Raw genomic sequence first — 17,336 nt, 5'->3', positions numbered from 1 at the left:
TATGAGCAAACTCCTTAACGACGAACAACTTGAACAACTCGACAGCTTTTTAATGTCACCGCGCACACCGGCCGAAACCATGGACATCGAGATGCTCGATGGCTTTTTGGTGGCACTGGCCGTGGGCCCAGAAGAAGTCCCAGAAGACGAATGGCTGCCGGCGATTTTTGCTGGTACGCCGCCGGAATTTGACGACCATGAAGAAGCCGAACAGATTTTTGGCCTGATTCGCCAACATGCAGCCAGCATTAAAGCGGCGTTTTCAGTTAATCGCCGCGACAATCCCGGTGAAAACCCATTGTATGTGCCGGTGATTTTGTCGGACGAAGACCAAGACGAGCAATGGCAAGAAACCTCTGGCGTATATTGGGCCTCAGGTTTTTATGCTGGGATTGAAGCGCGGGGCGAAGCGTGGGACGCACTGCTAGAAGCCAATGAAGAACTCGATACCGCCGTTGAAAACATTCTCGCACTCGCTGCCAGCGCGGGCGACGAAGCAGATACCAGCCCAAGCGATGAAGTGGGTGCTGAACCGGTCAAGCTATTGACTACTAAAGAGCGGGCTGATCGCGTGGCCGAGTTGCCTTGGCATGTTGAAGACATTATGTATTTTGTGCTTGAAGAAAAATTTGGCCATGTTGAGCAAGTCAAACGCGACGAGCCCAAAGTCGGCCGCAATGATCCTTGCCCATGCGGCTCAGGCAAAAAATTCAAAAAGTGCCACGGTGCATAATTAATGCCCAAGTGGCTCACGCTACTTCGCCCTAATCGCGGACCATTCCCCCCTTCGCGCATGCTGTTGGGGGTAATGGCTTTTGCTATTCCAATGGGCTGGCAGGTTTACCACGATCACAACCAAGCGGCCGGCATGATGGGTTTTGCCATTTTGGCGACACTGATGCTCGACATCGGCGGCACCCGCAAAAAACGCCTCGAAAGCATGGTGCTTGGCAATATCTTGATGCTGCTGACCGCCAGCATTAGCCTGAGCATTAATCACAATATATTGCTTTGGCTAGGCGGTATTTTACTTTTAATGACCTTAATCGGCGCGAGTTTATCCGCCGGTTTTGCTCTGGATTTATTACTACGGCTATTGGCCTCAGCCTATTTAATAGGCTACCCCGGCACGTTTGTGTCGAGCGCCATTTTGCCGTATTACCTGATTGCGGCGGCAATGACGATTGCGCTCAGTGTGAGCTTTGCGCCCAGAATGAATAACCCCATCGGCCTACAAATCCAGCCGCACTGGCGTAGCGATTACCAGCAACTGCGCAAAGGCCAATTTGCTGGGGCCACCTTTGGCATTTTATTGGCCATTGCCTGTGCGCTAAGCTTTTTTTCTGCCCGTTACCTCAATCTGACTGCACCTAATGTGGCGGCTATTTGTACCGTCGTGGTATTTCGCCCTGAGCCCGACCGAACTTATCCAACGATTTGGCTACGCTTTGTCGGTGTATTGCTCGCCTCGGCCATAGCTTGGTTGTTTGTATTTCAAATTGATTCAAATGTTGAGCTAGTTTTATTGGCGGCCTTATCCGGCGCGTTGATACCGGTCGCCTTTGCCAATGGCTTAATGTATGTCGCAGCGATTATTACTTTTATTGTGTATGTGATTTTGGCGCTACTGGGGATTCATGGCCATGCAGCCGAGATTTCGGCTGAAAATCGAATTTATGAAACCGTCTTAGGCGCGAGCATCGCAGGGATTTTTGCGATGATTTTCCATAGTTTAAAACCAGCAACAGGGAAGCAATAAGTTTATGTACCGTTTAGTGATACAAGCGCCAGAATTGGCGACGCAAAACTTAAAACAACTGGCACGTCTTTCTGGCGCACACACCATTGAAGCGATTAACCAACAGGCGTTTAAGCTTCACGGTGCTGAGATCGACAACCTCGAATCGGTTGCTGACTTTTGTGAATCCAATCAATTTGATTTCGCCTTTATCCCAGAAGAGCTCAGCGTACAAGACATTGGCTTGGTAGTGATGGATATGGACTCCACGCTGATCACCATCGAATGCATTGACGAAATCGCCGACATGATCGGCATCAAAGCGCAAGTTGCCGCCATTACGGCTGCCGCCATGCGCGGCGAGCTCGACTTTAACGCCAGCCTCACGCAGCGTGTGGCCTTGCTAGCGGGGCTTGACGAATCGGCATTAGAGCGCGTTTATACTGAGCGTTTGCAGCTGATGGCGGGCGCAGAAAAAATGCTCGCGGGTTTTCAAGCGGCGGGGGCAAAAACCTTGCTGATCTCCGGTGGTTTTACTTTTTTCACCGAAAAACTCAAAACGCAACTGGGGCTTACTCGCACCATTGCCAATGTACTGGAAATCGAAAACGGCAAACTCACTGGTCGTATTGTTGGCGACATCGTTAATGCCGAAAGAAAACGCGATGAATTGATCGCCATGCGCGATGAACTCGGTTTACGCCAAGAACAAGTGGTGGCGATGGGCGATGGCGCCAATGATTTACCCATGCTCAATGCCGCAGGCTTTGGCGTAGCCTGCCATGCCAAACCCAAAGTGCAAGCCGAAGCGCCTTACAAAATCAATTATGTTGGCCTCGATGGCGTCTTAAATTATTTTAAGTAAACTTTTCGCAAGTGCTTGCTTTACAGCGCGAACCCTTCCAATCGAGCTAACCTAAAATAAAAACCGTTCACATGCCTGATTGCATCTGAGCGGTTTTTGTTTTCACCCAATAATGGCGGCATAGGTATATCAACACAAGCCATAAATTAAATAAGATCTAGCGCTATACCTCTAATACGCATCAGCGATAAAAAATATTTTAATATTATTCTCTAACTTGTGTAATAACAAAGCAGTCGCCACGACTACCATTGTGTCGATACAGACAAACGCTGCTTTTCTTACTTGATTAGATATGCTGGAGAATGAAAATGAACAATAAATCAATCTTACTCGCCTCAGCCATGGTGGCCGTCTTAGCTGCCGCCGCACAACCGGCTTTAGCCGCTGATGCCGCCAAAGAAAAATGCTATGGCGTTGCCAAAGCAGGCGCCAACGATTGCGCCGCCAATGGGCACTCTTGCGCCGGTCAAGCGGGAGCCAGCATGGACCCCAAAGAATGGAAATATGTAGCCAAAGGCACCTGCACAGAAATGAATGGCATGCTAAAAGCAATGTAATTACCCCCATGCGGCAGGTAGAGATAGGCCACTCAATCTGCCGCATCAATCTTTACACTCAAGTGGATTACGATGTTGACCTCACTGCCACCCTGCGCCGGCTTAGGGCTTAGAAGCCCGCATATTCAGCAAGTGATTCAAGAACGTCCACCCGTATCTTGGTGGGAAGTGCATAGCGAGAATTATTTCGGTGGTGGCGCGCCAATTGCGGCACTTGAAAAAATCCGCGCCGATTACCCAATCAGCTTACATGGCGTCGCTATGGGGCTAGGCAGTCCAGATGCGCTCGATGCGCAGCATCTAAAGCAACTTAAAACCCTCGTTGATCGCATCGAACCGGCGGCGGTGTCCGAGCATTTGGCGTGGAATCGCCTTAATCAACGCGCTTACGCCGATTTATTGCCTGTGCCACGTCTTGAAGGCGTGATTGAGCAACTCAGCGAGCGAATCAACATCGTGCAAGATTTTTTACAACGGCCCATCTTGATCGAAAATGTCTCCAGTTACATCCAATTTGCAGATGAAATTTATCTCGAAAGTGAAGTACTGGCGCAATTGGTAGCGCAAACCGGCTGCGGGCTGATTCTTGACGTGAACAACCTGATTGTCAGCCAGATTAATCTGGGCATTGACCCCTATCTTGAACTGGCACATCTGCCCCTCAAATCAGTAGGTGAAATTCATATCGCCGGTTTTGAGCTGTTTGACGGCGTTGCCATCGACACCCATGGTGCAGCGCCAACGCCAGCGGTATGGCAATTACTTGATGTGGTAATCCAACAAACCGGACCGATTCCCGTGCTGCTTGAGCGCGACAATCATATTCCGGCGCTTGATGAATTAACGCTGGATTACCAACAATTAAACGCGCATTGCGCCGCAATTTGGCAAGGCGAAAAGCCATGAACTACCAACAAGCGATCGCTGAATTTGCCCGCACCATTGACCAGCCCAACAGCACTAACTCGGCCATCAGTCCAGCAACGCAAGCCAATATGGCGGTTTACCGAAATAATGTGCGGCTTAATCGCGCCAATGCCTTGCAAATTGCCTACCCCACCATCTTTGCTTTATTGGGGGATGAATTTTTTATGGCGATGGCAGACTGCTATACCGAACAAACGCCCTGCCATAGCGCCAACTTACAGCGTGAAGGCGAACAGTTTCCCGCATTTATTGCGCAATTTGCCCCAGCACAACCCTATCCTTATTTAAGTGACGTGGCGCAATTTGATTGGGCGCTGCATATTGCCCACACTGCAGACGATTGCACTACGCTTAGCGCACAATCTTTGGCTGAATACGTCGATGAGCTGAGCGAGCTTATTTTTACCTTGCATCCCGCCGTCAGCATTATCGAGTCACCATGGCCGATTGCCAGTATTTACGCCATGCATCACGGGCAAGCTGCACCGCAAGATTTACAGCAAGCCGAGTCAGTCCTCATTTGGCGCGATCAATACCAAGTCATCGATGCGGCCAACGCGCAATTTTTACGCCAATTGCAACAAGCGCAACCCTTAGCTCAAGCCTTAATGGCCGCCGCCAGCATCAGCGCCAACTTTGACCCTGCGGCCAGCTTAGGCCAATTAATTAGTCAGCAATTAATTATAAAAATCACGTCCACATCGACAGCATCATCGCAGGGCGCTCTGCAAAAATAGCTACAAATCCTTGCGGCTTACTGCACGACCATACGTTGACTCTCAACGCATTGCTGCGCGCGACAAAGCTGCACTCGCCAATGCGCCGGCCGAGTTGGCGGCACACCTTGCCAACTGCCACACCACACCCCAGCCTGACAGGCGCGTTTGATTTTTTGGCTAAAAATCACCTGCCGCGAATTTTCATCGAGCAAACGCCAAGTCTCTGGCGCTACGCTCGCAGCAGTGGTTTGCCAACTGACAAGCAACTGCCCCGCCACCAATCCCGAGCCCAGCTCTGCGTCGCTTTCGGCATACACATTGACTTCAGGCGGCGCTGGCGCGAGAGCAGGGCCCAGCATGGCCTCAACCGTCTGCGGCCGCGACTCACTACAGCGATTTTCCTGACATAAACGCACAGCTAGCGAATAGACACCGTCCACTAAAGGCAGCTGCACGCTGCCTGCTTGGCTATTTTCAGTGTGTTCAGTAAATTGGCTAGAACGATAAATCACTTTGCCCGCGTTGAGCACCTGCCATTGATCACCGGTTTTTCCCCAGTACAAATGCCATTGCAGCGTAATTTTGCCATCGGTAACGACAGCAGGAAACCAAGCCAACTCGGGCTGACCGGGTACATGCTGCGAGTCACTACTTTGCTCTGCCGACTCAACCCACGTTTGCGCATAAGCAGCACTGCATTTAGGCGCCGCTTGCGATCCATTGCACAAACGCACTTCCCACTGATGCTCACCAGGCTCGATTTTTTCTATGGTAAAAACGCCGCCTTGCACATCATTGAAGACCACTTCGGATTGGGATTGGGATTGGGATTGGGATTGGGATTGGGATTGGGTAGATGATATGGCGGCATCAGTTGCGGATGCAGCAAGTTTGGGTAAAGGGCGCTGAATAAAGTCTTTGCCGCGATAACGCAGCTGCTGATTATCCCAAACTTCCCACCATTGCCCCACCTGCCCCATGCCATTTTGCCAACTCAAACTAAACCGACCTGCTTTTACTCGAAGCGGCACCAAATCTAAAAACGGCGCCTGCGGCGTTTCATCCACCAGCGCGCCCATCGTCTCTATGGCGCTAGTCGGCGCAACAAACTCAGCGGGGGTAATTTCTGCGGCATTGCCACGAATCGGCGCGGGTTCGGGCAAAGATTCGCACGACATCAAACCAAGAATCATCGTCGGCTGGCAGGCCAATTGCATGCGAGCGGCCGCCTCCGCGCTGGGCAATAAAAAACTCGCCTGTGCTGCAGGCATCACACCCAAGGTAAGCAGCACCAGCGCACTTGCGCCTAGACATCGACTGGCTGCCGTGAATAGCAAAGACGCAAACCGCGCTCGGCGCATCATAGTGAGATGTCATCCTGAGGATTAAATGGTCGGCTAAATTCCAATTGCAATTGCAACATCCGCTCACCTCTAAATTCATTCACATTAATTTTATACACCGCAGTAATGTCTTTAGGTATTGGCTCGCAGTAATTAAATTGCATAGCCTCTACAGCAATACCTGACTTTGTCGCTAATTTAAGCTTGCTGTGTTTTTCGCCAACAATACGCTGCTCTAGTACCCGAAACTGCCCCTGAAATAAAGGCGCTGGAAACCCCTGCCCCCAAACTTGGCTTTCTAAACCTTCGGCAGTGGCCAATACAAAAGCCTCTGGCGGCAACTCACCATCGGTTTCGATAATGCGGCTTAAATCACCTTCATTGAGTAATTCTCGGCAAACGGATTCAAATGCCGCTTTAAATTCAGCAAAATCGCGAACATTTAACGACAAACCCGCCGCCATCGCATGCCCACCAAATTTACGAATTAAATGTGGATGACGTTTAGAGACTAAATCCAGCGCATCGCGCAAATGTAAGCCGGGAATCGAGCGCCCCGAGCCTTTGATTTCATCGCCATTGCCGTTAGCAAAGACAATGGTCGGCCGATGAAAACGATCTTTCATACGCGACGCCACAATCCCCACTACGCCTTGATGCCAATCGGGGTTGTAAAGTGCAATACTAAAGCTATCGTCCACCGCCACACTGGCCAATGCCAATTCGGCCTCGGCGCGCATGCCGTGCTCAATATCGCGGCGCGCCCGATTTAATTGGTCCAGTTCACGTGCCAAAGGCAAAGCGGCCTCTTCACTGGCGGCCAGCAAAGTGTTAATCCCAAAACTCATATCGTCCAAACGCCCTGCGGCATTCAGGCGCGGCCCCAAGGCAAAGCCCAAGTCAAAGCAACTGGCTCGAGCATGAAAACGCCCCGCAGCACTAAACAAAGCCATAATTCCGGGCGCGGCGCGGCCGGCGCGCATACGCTTTAAGCCTTGCTCAACCAAAATCCGATTATTTGCATCAAGCTTAACCACGTCGGCCACGGTGCCTAATGCCACGATATCAAGCCATTGCGCCAGATTTGGCTCAGTTTTTCCCGCAAATGCACCACGCGAGCGCAGCTCAGCACGCAGTGCCATCAACACATAAAACATCACGCCAACACCGGCGAGGTTTTTACTTGGGAATGCACACTCGGGCTGATTGGGGTTCACAATCAATGCATTGGGCAGCGTATCGGCAGGTAAATGATGGTCGGTAATTAAAACCTCAATACCCAGTGCACGTGCTGCCTCAACCCCGGCATGACTAGCGATGCCATTGTCGACGGTAATAATAATATTGGGTTGGCGCTCGGCGGCTAAAGCGACAATTTCTGGCGTGAGGCCATAACCATATTCAAAACGATTGGGCACGATAAAATCCACCACCGCACCAAATGCCGCCAAACCTTTCATACCCAAAGCGGTGGCCGTAGCACCATCACAATCGTAATCGCCAACAATCAACATGCGTTGCCCAGCGGCGATAGCATCGGCCAAACGAGCCCCCATTTCGGCAGCGTTTTTAAGTTGGCTAAACGGCAATAAGTGCTTTAACTCATGCTCAAGCTCTTGCGGATGGGCAATGCCACGCGCAGCATAAAGCCGCGCATGCAAGGCTGAAAATCCAGCGCTTAACAATGCGTTTTCTAACTGGGCCGGAACGGAACGAGGACGAATAGTCAGCACAAAAATCCTTTAATCAATACACCAAGCCAAGCAGCTTGGGCCGCGCAGCTGCGCTTAAAACGGCAGTCGTGGCGCGCGCCAAAAACGATATAAATCCAATCGGCTCACCCGCACTTTGGTGCCAGCGCTAGGCAGCGTTAAAGTCAGCGATTTCAACTGCCCCGCCTGCAGCTGAGTCAATAGCGGAGCAAACCAATGCTGCTCTAACCATTCCCACTGACAGCGCCATTCATAGGCACGGCCATAAATAGCATCAATACTCAATTGATCGAGCACCACCGTCACATCATGCGCCGGTAAATCGGCCACCGCTGGCGCACTTTGCCAATTCGCGCCCACTAAGGCCGCGACGCGATGATCACCCCCCCAAACCTTGGGCGAAACGGGCGGTGCGACTGCAGTCGGAAACTGCTCGCCACCCCATAACCAAACACTATTAATCATTGCAATGCCGGCAGCATCTCGCTCATCATTGACGCGATGCCCATAAAGCAACATTTGGATTTCATTGAGCACGGCATTAAATTGCAAAGCCTGCTCGCCCTGCGGCAAATAGTCTTGCATATTGCCGCCTAAGGCGTCGCCCAAGGGGGTGAATTGCAATTGCGGATCGGCCGGCAAGCGTAAATACCAGCGACTCGGGGTGACGGCCACAAAGAAAAACCCATCATCGGCAAACTGCTGATTAAGTGCCGCCACCAAAGCATCGGCCTCTGCTTGGCTAATTTGAAATAAAGGCACGCCAAGCATCGTGAGTCGATCACGATCAATGCGTAAATGAATCGGATCGCAACATAGCCAATACCCCGGCTGGGCCTCGGGATAGACCTGCGCCAAAGCCAATGCAGTGAGCGACGATGATGGGTAATTGAGCCGCTGCGCTAAAAAATCTGCCGCCGTAGCACTCGGACCAATCGGGCAGCGCTGATGCTGCCCCTTACCATAGAGCGTTGCCAAGGCCGGCAACGATAAATCGCGGTTCATTAAGGGGCGTAAATCTTCATCACGCCAGATCGTATCGGGAATAATCAGTTCATAGTTCATTGTGTTGATTTTACACGGAACACGCTCGAGCCGGAAAACAACCACCGCTTAAGGCCGGTTGACGTTGGGTTTGCCAATCGCGTCTGCGCGGATTTTGGCCTGAGGCAAGGCTACAAGCGCGCAGCATCAGGCCAAAATGACGTACTTAATTCAAGCCGGACGCTGAATCAGCAATCGGCTGAAACGCAATCACTGCCATGCCCAGCAAAGCCAATAACGCCCCCAAACCATCCCAACGCGTTAATGTCACCCCATCGACCACGCGTAACCACACTAAAGCCACGGCAATATACATGCCACCGTAGGCGGCATAAATTCGGCCAGTGGCACTTGGATGCAGCGTTAAACAATACGCAAACAAAGCCAATGACAACGCCGCTGGAATTAAATACCACGCGCTGCCACCTTGCTTGACAACCCGCCACACTAGATAACAGCCCACGATTTCAGCGAGCGCAGTAAAGGCAAACAACAAAAACACTCTTAGCCATTCCAAAATAACACCCTCAGCTCACAACACGAAAAAATACCCACCAAGGCGCGGCTGTTAAACAGCACCATCGGCAGGTCATTAATATACTGCATACTACCATAGAGTATGCATTGCATTTTAGTATACTGGGGTATAGTATATAAAACACTCAATCATCCCCAAGTCAACGCCGATGCCCAGCAGTCCAGAAGAAAAAAAGAAAGTGCTCACTCGAATTCGCCGCATTCGCGGACAAATTGATGCGCTAGAAAAAGCCCTAGAAACCGGCGCTGAATGCCGTGCCATTTTGCAACAGGTCTCTGCCGTACGCGGCGCGACCAATGGCTTAATGGCCGAAGTACTTGAAAGCCATATCCGAGAAACATTTGATACCACCGAAGGCGGCAGCAGTGCACACAATGCCTCGATTAATAACACCATTGAATTAGTTCGCGCCTACCTTAAGTAGCCAAGCGAATACCTAACCAGGACATCAACACCATGAAATCACGCGCTGCCGTCGCTTTTGCCCCAGGAAAACCATTAGAAATCATCGAAATTGACGTTGCACCACCGCAAAAAGGCGAAGTTTTAATTAGAAACACCCACACCGGTGTTTGCCACACCGATGCATTTACATTATCGGGTGACGACCCAGAAGGCGTTTTTCCTGTCGTACTTGGGCATGAAGGCGCAGGCATCGTGATTGAAGTCGGCGAAGGCGTGACCAGCGTTCAGCCGGGCGACCATGTGATTCCGCTGTATACCGCAGAATGCGGGGTCTGTGAATTTTGTCTTTCTGGCAAAACCAATCTTTGCGTTGCGGTTCGCGAAACACAAGGCAAAGGACTGATGCCCGACGGTACGACGCGTTTTTCCTACAACGGCCAGCCGATCTACCACTATATGGGCTGCTCAACATTCAGCGAATACACCGTCGTGGCTGAAGTGTCTTTAGCTAAAATCAATCCACAAGCAAATCACGAGCATGTTTGCTTGCTAGGCTGCGGCGTCACCACCGGCATTGGCGCGGTGCACAACACCGCCAAAGTGCAAGCCGGCGACTCGGTGGTGGTTTTCGGTTTAGGCGCCATTGGTTTGGCCGTGGTGCAAGGCGCGCGACAAGCCAAAGCCGGACGCATCATCGCCATCGACACCAACCCAAGCAAATTTGCACTCGCCCAACAATTTGGCGCGACCGACTGCATCAACCCCAAAGATCACGACAAAACAATTAAAGATGTACTGCTTGATATTAACAAATGGGGCTTTGACCATACCTTTGAATGCATCGGCAATGTCAACGTGATGCGCGCAGCGCTCGAAAGCGCGCATCGCGGCTGGGGGCAATCGATTGTGATTGGGGTAGCCGGCGCTGGCCAAGAGATCTCCACCCGCCCTTTCCAGCTGGTCACTGGGCGCACATGGAAGGGCTCGGCATTTGGTGGCGTAAAAGGCCGCAGCCAATTACCCAATATGGTTGAAGACGCCATGAAAGGCGATATTGAACTCGCGCCTTTTGTGACTCATACCATGACGCTAGAGCAAATTAACACCGCATTTGATCTGATGCATGACGGCAAGTCGATCCGAACTGTTATTCATTTTTGATCTTGATTGGCGCTAGGGGCTGTTGACGATGGGTTTATCGCCGCGCTGACTTTTTTTCTCGGCGAATCAATCCCTAACCCGCGCCCGACAGCAACACACGGCTTGCCGCTCAACGGCAATACCCCACCTTCCCCAGGAACCCGCTATGCAACAAATCGAAAAACACGCCTGCTTTGGCGGTTGGCAAGAAGTTTGGACGCATGAATCACCCTTACTCAACTGCCCAATGCGCTTTGCAGTTTACCTGCCGCCACAAGCTAAAGAGCGCAAAGTACCGGTGCTCTATTGGCTTTCAGGCCTAACGTGCACCGAGCAAAATGTCATCACCAAATCCGGCATCCAGCGCTACGCCGCAGAACACGGCATCATGATTGTCGCCCCAGACACCAGCCCAAGAGGTGAATCCGTTGCCGATGACGCCGCTTATGATCTAGGTCAGGGTGCGAGTTTTTACTTAAATGCCACACAGTCGCCGTGGTGTAAGCACTACCAAATGTATGATTACATCCTGCACGAGCTACCTCGCCTGATCACCACGCACTTTGCCGCCAACGAAAGAAAATCCATCAGCGGCCATTCAATGGGCGGTCATGGCGCACTGGTGCTGGGGCTTAGAAACCCCGATGACTATGTCAGCATATCGGCGTTCTCGCCGATTGTTTCACCAAGCCAAGTCAGCTGGGGACAAAAAGCGTTTACCGCCTACCTTGGCGAGGATAGAGCAACTTGGCAACAATACGATGCCGTTGCGTTAATTTTGCAAGGCCACGACAAAAAAGCATTTTTGGTCGACCAAGGACTGGACGATCCGTTCTACGCCGAGCAGTTATGCACCCAAAAACTCGAAACCGCCTGCCAGCAGATGCATATCGACGCGCAAATTCGCTACCACGCAGGGTATGACCACAGCTACTACTTCATCGCCAGCTGGATTGAAGATCACGTGCTCTATCATGCCAATCGCCTGAATGCGCGACCACCAGCTTAATCAGAGCCCTCAAAATTTGAGCCGTTACGATTGAACCAATCTTTTCTACAAAACAGACGTAGCGGCCAAATGAGAGCGGACTGTGAACAATAAACATGTGTTTATTTTATTGAATTACATCTCCAGCAAGCTTGAGCCCGAGGTGTTCAATTGCACGAGCACGGACTACATGAATTGACTCACCTGCTTTGATGCTTGAGCATATATTACTCATTCGTGAACGATCAATTGGTTAAATAGCAAATATGCCGATGGGCAATGCAAAAAAAATCCAAAAATTGTGCGTAATTTCATAAACCTTAACCTTTATACAATTAAGCCTCAAACTTTACCCTAGCTATTGGCGACTGCTATATAACGGATTGCTGACGCTCATTCGGGCATTAATAAGGCAGGGTTACTTTCGCTATTGGCCGATTTGAGCTGCTGCTCCCGCCCCAAAGCGAAAATTGTATTTAAAAGTTGATACTGAAATACGTCAAAGTAGATTCATTAAAATGTCTCGCGCCATAAGGCTGTTTTACATTTCGTACACATTACTTTTCTATTTGTCATCCCAGGATTTAGGCCACCAAAGTCAAATACATGAGTAGAGCCACATTTAAAACATGTCGCTTCTTCTTGGCAACCATGCAAAGCAATATATTCGTCCTTGGTTGGCAGCGCTTTCCAATCTTGTTTTGTCCAAGGTAAAAATCTGAATAAATATGTTGCTGCAGCAAAAAAAATTAAAAAACAAAACACAGAAATGACAATTGACATGAAATGCCTCGTTAGACAAAACCATAATTATTTTTAAAAGCTATGATTGTCCAATTTTAGCTAATGCTCAATGTATTAAACATCAGTTTTACTCGAAGGATGCATCTACTTTTTCATCCAAAATTTGCATAAAATTTGATAGATTGGATTTCTGCTTGACTGCTTCTGGCCCAGACTGTGTAAAAACGTGCCTTGTAGTTGTAGTGGCACACTGAATTTGGCCACCTGATTAGAGGTGTTATGCTCCACCTCGTAAGCAATTAGGTGACTCAATGAACAATAAAACCAGACCGACATTTAGTCCTGAATTTCGCCTCGAATGCGCCCAGCTTGTACTCGACAAAGGCTATTCCGTTCGACAAGCCGCTCAGGCAATGAACGTGGGTAAATCATCCATGGATAAATGGGTTCGGCAACTGCGTGAAGAACGTGCCGGCATGACCCCCAAGGCGACGCCGATGACGCCGGACCAACTCAGAATCCGAGAATTAGAAAAGCGTCTGAAGCAGGTCGAGCTTGAGAAAGAAATATTAAAAAAGGCTACCGCTCTCTTGATGTCGGACTAGCTGAACAATTTAAGATAATTGCTCAGCTCAAGCAGAGCTACGCAGTGGCACAGTTGTGCCGCGCGTTTGAAGTCCATCGTAGCAGCTTTAAGGCCTGGAAACGCAGCAAGCCAATCAGGCCAGAGCAGGTGCAACGCTTAAGCAAAGTACGCGAGTTGTTTAACGCCAGCAATGGCTCTGCGGGCTCGCGCAGTATTGCGACCATGGCCAGCGCACAAGGCGTCCAGATGAGTCGCTATCTGGCCGTTAAGTGCATGAAAACGCTTGGGTTTACGAGTTGCCAGCAGGCTAGTCATTCCTACAAAAAGACAGGACGCGAGCACATTGAAGTACCAAATTTGTTAGCGCGACAGTTTGCAGTGGCCAAACCCAATCAAGTCTGGTGTGGCGATGTGACGTACATTTGGGTCGGTCATCGCTGGGCGTATCTAGCGGTCGTAATGGATTTATTTGCCAGAAAACCAATTGGCTGGGCAATGTCACTCTCGCCCGATAGTGATTTAACCTGCAAGGCATTGAGTCATGCATTTGAATCCAGAGGTCGGCCTAAAGGGGTGATGTTCCATTCTGATCAAGGCAGTCATTACACCAGCGTCAAATTCAGGCAATTATTATGGCGCTGCCAAATTCAGCAAAGTATGAGTAGGCGGGGTAACTGTTGGGACAATAGCCCAATGGAGCGATTCTTCAGGAGCTTGAAAACGGAATGGGTGCCAGAGGTAGGTTACGGTTCATTCGCCCAAGCTGAGCGAGAAATATTGGATTACATGCTGGGCTACTACAGCCAGCTGAGGCCACATCACCATAACGGTGGTTTGGCGCCCAACGAAGCCGAGCGCAATTATTGGCTTGGCTATAACGATGTGGCCAAAATTAGTTGACCACTACACTGCGCTCTTGGGCACGAATGGAGTTCAACACCCGGCTCTGCAAGAGCCAACAAAGCGGGGTGTCCGATTTGTTATCGCGAAAAGCATTATTACAAATTGGGAGACATGCAAAAATTCGCCCTAAGCAAAGGTGGCCAGTGTTTATCTACCGAGTATCGCAACGTAAATTATCGACTGACCTTGCAGTGTCGGCGCGGACATGTTTGGTATGCCGTCACATCGCGAGTCTTGGGTGGGAGCTGGTGCCCAGAATGTGCCATTCTCGACAGAATTTACAAGCCCTGTAGCAAAGCCCGTCAAAAGTACGAACCGTCAGATCTGCATCGCCCTGATATAAGCTAATGTTGGCGTACGGAATCATTGGGCTGTTCAAAGTCCCCTTAAGTACCAGTACCAAATGCGTGCCAGAAACAAGCCCAAATGGCGCTCTGTCAGTATTTGCAGGATGCTTAAAATGTCCGCAAAGGCCGATGTGTCGATGCCGAAGTGTGAGAAACGAAAGGCAGCAAACCCGTGGATTGTTGCCTTAATCGTTTCAGTTTCATTGTCAAAACGGTTCAACCAAAGCGATATTCTGAATGTGAACGTGCGGTGAATAATTGGTTTAATCACCGTATTATGTGCGGATAATAAGTTGCCCTTGCGGTGAATGTGCTTCATAATTACCGCATGAATAGCGGCGAATATAAATATATCTGGCAGTCTCCCGACTGGCCAAATTGGCATTACGATCTAGCGGAATTAGCAAAACCGCTAGCTGAAGTTTGTCGTGCTCAAGGCATGTTACTTGGACGATTAAGTGACGTTGGCATGACTCTACGCGATCAGGCTAGCTTGCTGGTATTGACAGAAGATGTCCTTAAAACGAGTGAAATCGAAGGTGAACACTTTGATGTCTCAACTGTGCGCTCCTCGATTGCACGGCGTCTTGGCGTTGATATTGGTGCATTAGCACCCACAGACCGGCATGTCGAAGGTGTGGTCGAAATGGTGCTGGATGCGACGACTCGCAGTGCTGATGCCCTCACATTAGGTCGGTTGTTTGGCTGGCATGCAGCCCTGTTTCCGACTGGCTTTAGCGGAATGAGCCGCATCCGGATTGGCGAGTTTAGAGCGGATGAGGATGGCCCAATGCAAGTTGTCTCTGGTCCGATTGGCCGGCAGAAAGTGCACTATGAAGCACCTCCGGCAGAATACCTAACGCAGGAAATTGCGCACTTTTTGGATTGGCTAAATAGTCGTGATCTTAAAGATCATGCAATTTTAAAGGCAGGGATTGCACACTTGTGGTTTGTGACCCTACACCCGTTCGATGATGGAAACGGGCGGATTGCCCGCGCGGTGGGGGACTTACTGCTAGCGCGCGCGGATGGTAATACTCAGCGCTTTTATAGCCTTTCGGCACAAATCCAGCGAGAGCGAAGTGACTATTACGACATATTAGAAAAAACCCAAAAAGGCACGCTGGATATCACGCACTGGCTGAGTTGGTTTCTTAATACCTTGCTTCGAGCCATTGGGCACGCTCAGCTTACACTAGATGCGGTGCTAGCCAAGGCCAACTTCTGGCAGCGCTGGTCGGCTACGCCATTCAATGAGCGGCAAATCAAATTGCTCAATCGTTTACAGGACGGGTTTGACGGTAAACTGACTTCAAAAAAATGGGCTGCCATCGCCAAGTGCTCCACCGATACCGCGCTGAGAGACATCAATGAATTACTAAATTTGGGTGTGTTACATAAATCTGAATCTGGCGGGCGAAGCACTTCCTATGAACTTTCCGTTTGATTTAAGCAGTGTAATACCCACCTTTGGCCGAGACGTAAGACTCTCGGCCGAGTGCCTACGATGCTTTATATTTCAGTTTGCTCTGATATTTCGAGAGCATCATCAACTTCAATGCCAAGATAACGAATAGTGCTTTCCATCTTGGCGTGGCCAAGTAAGAGTTGAATCGCACGCAAGTTCTTTGTGCGTTTGTAGATGAGCGTGACTTTGGTTCTTCGCATTGTACCCCCTATGTCAGACTAGTTGTCGCCTCTGAATTTTCATTGGTTTGAAAAAACAGAGGCTTCAACATGCAAAAAATCACGTATTCTGACGACTTTAAACAGCAGGCGCTGAGCAAAGTTTACCAACGCCAAGGTCGTACGATTGAGTCGGTTGCTCAGGAACTCAATCTTGCTAAATCAACACTCAAGGGCTGGATGGCTGCCGCTAAAAAAACACAAATTCCAACGTCGATAGAACGCGCGAAACGACCTGAAGATTGGTCGATTGAGGAACGCCTTTTGGCTCTGCAACAGAGTCATAGCCTGCCTGAAATTGAGCTCAATGCGTGGTGCCGTCAGCAGGGTTTATTTCCTCATCATTTGAGTCAGTGGCGCGCTGATTTTTGTGTTCCGCCGGCCATTAAAAACAGTAAAGCCGACGCTCAGGCGATGCGCGAACTGAAGAAAGCCAATCAACAATTGCAGCGTGAATTAAACCGCAAAGATAAGGCATTGGCGGAGGCTGCTGCGCTGCTGATTTTGCAAAAAAAGTTCAATGCCTACCTGGAGGGCGCGGACGAATGACCGCGCTGGCCGAGCGCCTGCTGTGCCTTGATTTACTGCAAGATGCCGTTGCGGCAGGGGCTAGACAGGCTTTGGCTTGCGCGATTATTGGCTTCAATGTCCGCACGATTCAGCGCTGGACAGACGGTGGTACGGTGACGATCGATCAGCGCCCATTGCAGCAGACGGTGCCTGCCCACAAGTTGACTTTAGCCGAGCGAGCGACTGTTTTAGCGGTGGCTAATTCAGCCGAATTTGCGCACTTAGCGCCGAGCCAGATCGTACCCAGACTGGCCGACCAAAATCGGTATATTGCTTCCGAATCAACGTTTTATCGGGTACTGCGCGCAGCGGATCAACTCCAACATCGTCGCGCCGAGCGTCCGGCGCAAGTGCGCAGTAAACCGAAGGCCTTGTGCGCCATCGCACCGAATCAATTGTATAGCTGGGACATTACTTATTTGGCGAGCACGATTCAGGGTGTAGTGGCACACTGAATTTTGACCAGCGATGCGCGTTGAATTCTAACCAGGCGTTAGCGTCATCCACGGCATGGATGACTG

Annotated in this window: 20 protein-coding genes; 13 read left to right on the top strand and 7 right to left on the bottom strand. The window is 50.2% G+C overall.

The window, feature by feature from the left end; all coding sequences use genetic code 11:
* The first annotated feature begins 1 nt into the window (after position 1).
* From K4H25_RS08910 to K4H25_RS08885, 6 genes are all read left to right on the top strand, one after another.
* Positions 2-733, top strand: coding sequence for a UPF0149 family protein (locus K4H25_RS08910; RefSeq protein ID WP_221020198.1), 732 nt, complete (start codon positions 2-4; stop codon positions 731-733).
* A gap of 3 nt (positions 734-736) precedes the next feature.
* Positions 737-1,759 (top strand): FUSC family protein, encoded by a 1,023-nt coding sequence (locus tag K4H25_RS08905; protein ID WP_221020197.1) that lies wholly within the window; start codon positions 737-739, stop codon positions 1,757-1,759.
* A 4-nt stretch (positions 1,760-1,763) separates the two neighbouring features.
* The gene (gene serB / locus K4H25_RS08900) at positions 1,764-2,603 is read left to right on the top strand and encodes a phosphoserine phosphatase SerB (RefSeq protein ID WP_221020196.1); all 840 of its coding nucleotides are present in this window, start codon (positions 1,764-1,766) and stop codon (positions 2,601-2,603) included.
* A 311-nt stretch (positions 2,604-2,914) separates the two neighbouring features.
* A complete protein-coding gene (locus K4H25_RS08895; protein ID WP_221020195.1) occupies positions 2,915-3,163 on the top strand; it encodes a BufA1 family periplasmic bufferin-type metallophore in 249 nt (82 codons plus the stop codon).
* Between the two features lie 72 nt (positions 3,164-3,235).
* Positions 3,236-4,069 carry an MNIO family bufferin maturase gene (bufB, locus tag K4H25_RS08890; protein WP_221020194.1) on the top strand — a complete coding sequence of 278 codons (834 nt, stop codon included), beginning with the start codon at positions 3,236-3,238 and terminating at the stop codon, positions 4,067-4,069.
* Positions 4,066-4,827, top strand: coding sequence for an HvfC/BufC N-terminal domain-containing protein (locus tag K4H25_RS08885; RefSeq protein ID WP_221020193.1), 762 nt, complete (start codon positions 4,066-4,068; stop codon positions 4,825-4,827). The genes bufB and K4H25_RS08885 overlap by 4 nt, the downstream gene beginning before the upstream one ends.
* A 17-nt stretch (positions 4,828-4,844) precedes the next feature.
* Here the strand turns inward: K4H25_RS08885 and K4H25_RS08880 are convergent, their stop codons facing one another.
* The 4 genes from K4H25_RS08880 to K4H25_RS08865 all read right to left on the bottom strand — a co-directional run bounded on the left by K4H25_RS08880 (position 4,845) and on the right by K4H25_RS08865 (position 9,425).
* On the bottom strand, positions 4,845-6,173 hold the full coding sequence (locus tag K4H25_RS08880) for a chitinase N-terminal domain-containing protein (RefSeq protein ID WP_221020192.1): 1,329 nt from the start codon (positions 6,171-6,173) through the stop codon (positions 4,845-4,847).
* Positions 6,170-7,885, bottom strand: a complete 1,716-nt coding sequence (recJ, locus tag K4H25_RS08875) for a single-stranded-DNA-specific exonuclease RecJ (RefSeq protein ID WP_221020191.1) — start codon at positions 7,883-7,885, stop codon at positions 6,170-6,172. The genes K4H25_RS08880 and recJ overlap by 4 nt, the downstream gene beginning before the upstream one ends.
* A 54-nt stretch (positions 7,886-7,939) precedes the next feature.
* The gene (locus K4H25_RS08870; protein ID WP_221020190.1) at positions 7,940-8,929 is read right to left on the bottom strand and encodes a hypothetical protein; all 990 of its coding nucleotides are present in this window, start codon (positions 8,927-8,929) and stop codon (positions 7,940-7,942) included.
* A gap of 145 nt (positions 8,930-9,074) precedes the next feature.
* Complete coding sequence (locus tag K4H25_RS08865; protein ID WP_221020189.1) at positions 9,075-9,425, bottom strand: YnfA family protein; 351 nt, start codon at positions 9,423-9,425, stop codon at positions 9,075-9,077.
* Positions 9,426-9,594: 169 nt separating this feature from the next.
* On the opposite strand from K4H25_RS08865, the gene frmR reads away from it, so the two are divergent.
* The 3 genes from frmR (at position 9,595) to fghA (ending at position 12,000) form a co-directional block, all read left to right on the top strand.
* Positions 9,595-9,870: a formaldehyde-responsive transcriptional repressor FrmR gene (gene frmR / locus K4H25_RS08860; protein WP_221020188.1), complete on the top strand. Its 276-nt coding sequence runs from the start codon at positions 9,595-9,597 to the stop codon at positions 9,868-9,870.
* A gap of 32 nt (positions 9,871-9,902) precedes the next feature.
* Positions 9,903-11,012: an S-(hydroxymethyl)glutathione dehydrogenase/class III alcohol dehydrogenase gene (locus K4H25_RS08855; protein WP_221020187.1), complete on the top strand. Its 1,110-nt coding sequence runs from the start codon at positions 9,903-9,905 to the stop codon at positions 11,010-11,012.
* Positions 11,013-11,130: 118 nt separating this feature from the next.
* On the top strand, positions 11,131-12,000 hold the full coding sequence (gene fghA, locus K4H25_RS08850; protein ID WP_487246752.1) for an S-formylglutathione hydrolase: 870 nt from the start codon (positions 11,131-11,133) through the stop codon (positions 11,998-12,000).
* Between the two features lie 492 nt (positions 12,001-12,492).
* Here the strand turns inward: fghA and K4H25_RS08845 are convergent, their stop codons facing one another.
* Positions 12,493-12,762, bottom strand: coding sequence for a hypothetical protein (locus tag K4H25_RS08845; protein ID WP_221020185.1), 270 nt, complete (start codon positions 12,760-12,762; stop codon positions 12,493-12,495).
* A 272-nt stretch (positions 12,763-13,034) separates the two neighbouring features.
* Here K4H25_RS08845 and K4H25_RS08840 point away from each other — a divergent pair.
* A protein-coding gene (locus tag K4H25_RS08840; RefSeq protein ID WP_374706344.1) for an IS3 family transposase occupies positions 13,035-14,209 on the top strand; the annotation gives its coding sequence in 2 pieces (ribosomal slippage) (positions 13,035-13,302 and positions 13,302-14,209; 1,176 coding nt in all).
* Positions 14,210-14,587: 378 nt separating this feature from the next.
* Here the strand turns inward: K4H25_RS08840 and K4H25_RS08835 are convergent.
* Positions 14,588-14,878 carry a hypothetical protein gene (locus tag K4H25_RS08835; RefSeq protein ID WP_221020183.1) on the bottom strand — a complete coding sequence of 97 codons (291 nt, stop codon included), beginning with the start codon at positions 14,876-14,878 and terminating at the stop codon, positions 14,588-14,590.
* 9 nt (positions 14,879-14,887) lie between these two features.
* Here K4H25_RS08835 and K4H25_RS08830 point away from each other — a divergent pair, with 9 nt between their 5' ends.
* Complete coding sequence (locus K4H25_RS08830) at positions 14,888-16,006, top strand: Fic family protein (protein ID WP_221020182.1); 1,119 nt, start codon at positions 14,888-14,890, stop codon at positions 16,004-16,006.
* A 65-nt stretch (positions 16,007-16,071) separates the two neighbouring features.
* Here K4H25_RS08830 and K4H25_RS08825 read toward each other — a convergent pair whose 3' ends face one another.
* Positions 16,072-16,227: a site-specific integrase gene (locus K4H25_RS08825; RefSeq protein WP_255587454.1), complete on the bottom strand. Its 156-nt coding sequence runs from the start codon at positions 16,225-16,227 to the stop codon at positions 16,072-16,074.
* A 69-nt stretch (positions 16,228-16,296) separates the two neighbouring features.
* Here K4H25_RS08825 and K4H25_RS08820 point away from each other — a divergent pair, with 69 nt between their 5' ends.
* Together K4H25_RS08820 and K4H25_RS08815 are read left to right on the top strand one after the other, a co-directional pair.
* On the top strand, positions 16,297-16,794 hold the full coding sequence (locus K4H25_RS08820) for a transposase (protein WP_221020181.1): 498 nt from the start codon (positions 16,297-16,299) through the stop codon (positions 16,792-16,794).
* Positions 16,791-17,270 (top strand): helix-turn-helix domain-containing protein, encoded by a 480-nt coding sequence (locus tag K4H25_RS08815; RefSeq protein ID WP_221020180.1) that lies wholly within the window; start codon positions 16,791-16,793, stop codon positions 17,268-17,270. The genes K4H25_RS08820 and K4H25_RS08815 overlap by 4 nt, the downstream gene beginning before the upstream one ends.
* Positions 17,271-17,336 lie beyond the last annotated feature (66 nt).

The organism is Deefgea piscis (genome assembly GCF_019665785.1).
Taxonomy (GTDB): Bacteria; Pseudomonadota; Gammaproteobacteria; order Burkholderiales; family Chitinibacteraceae; genus Deefgea.
This window is presented reverse-complemented; position numbering and strand designations above follow the sequence as displayed.

What these genes read in the sequence shown, in the direction of transcription:
- serB (WP_221020196.1), top strand. Translation starts at nt 1,764, where the DNA reads ATGTACCGTTTAGTGATACAAGCGCCAGAATTGGCGACGCAAAACTTA.
- K4H25_RS08905 (WP_221020197.1), top strand. Translation starts at nt 737, where the DNA reads ATGCCCAAGTGGCTCACGCTACTTCGCCCTAATCGCGGACCATTCCCC.
- K4H25_RS08830 (WP_221020182.1), top strand. Translation starts at nt 14,888, where the DNA reads ATGAATAGCGGCGAATATAAATATATCTGGCAGTCTCCCGACTGGCCA.
- bufB (WP_221020194.1), top strand. Translation starts at nt 3,236, where the DNA reads ATGTTGACCTCACTGCCACCCTGCGCCGGCTTAGGGCTTAGAAGCCCG.
- K4H25_RS08885 (WP_221020193.1), top strand. Translation starts at nt 4,066, where the DNA reads ATGAACTACCAACAAGCGATCGCTGAATTTGCCCGCACCATTGACCAG.
- frmR (WP_221020188.1), top strand. Translation starts at nt 9,595, where the DNA reads ATGCCCAGCAGTCCAGAAGAAAAAAAGAAAGTGCTCACTCGAATTCGC.
- K4H25_RS08835 (WP_221020183.1), bottom strand. Translation starts at nt 14,878, where the DNA reads ATGAAGCACATTCACCGCAAGGGCAACTTATTATCCGCACATAATACG.
- K4H25_RS08825 (WP_255587454.1), bottom strand. Translation starts at nt 16,227, where the DNA reads ATGCGAAGAACCAAAGTCACGCTCATCTACAAACGCACAAAGAACTTG.
- K4H25_RS08895 (WP_221020195.1), top strand. Translation starts at nt 2,915, where the DNA reads ATGAACAATAAATCAATCTTACTCGCCTCAGCCATGGTGGCCGTCTTA.
- K4H25_RS08820 (WP_221020181.1), top strand. Translation starts at nt 16,297, where the DNA reads ATGCAAAAAATCACGTATTCTGACGACTTTAAACAGCAGGCGCTGAGC.
- K4H25_RS08910 (WP_221020198.1), top strand. Translation starts at nt 2, where the DNA reads ATGAGCAAACTCCTTAACGACGAACAACTTGAACAACTCGACAGCTTT.
- K4H25_RS08880 (WP_221020192.1), bottom strand. Translation starts at nt 6,173, where the DNA reads ATGATGCGCCGAGCGCGGTTTGCGTCTTTGCTATTCACGGCAGCCAGT.
- K4H25_RS08845 (WP_221020185.1), bottom strand. Translation starts at nt 12,762, where the DNA reads ATGTCAATTGTCATTTCTGTGTTTTGTTTTTTAATTTTTTTTGCTGCA.
- K4H25_RS08855 (WP_221020187.1), top strand. Translation starts at nt 9,903, where the DNA reads ATGAAATCACGCGCTGCCGTCGCTTTTGCCCCAGGAAAACCATTAGAA.
- K4H25_RS08870 (WP_221020190.1), bottom strand. Translation starts at nt 8,929, where the DNA reads ATGAACTATGAACTGATTATTCCCGATACGATCTGGCGTGATGAAGAT.
- K4H25_RS08815 (WP_221020180.1), top strand. Translation starts at nt 16,791, where the DNA reads ATGACCGCGCTGGCCGAGCGCCTGCTGTGCCTTGATTTACTGCAAGAT.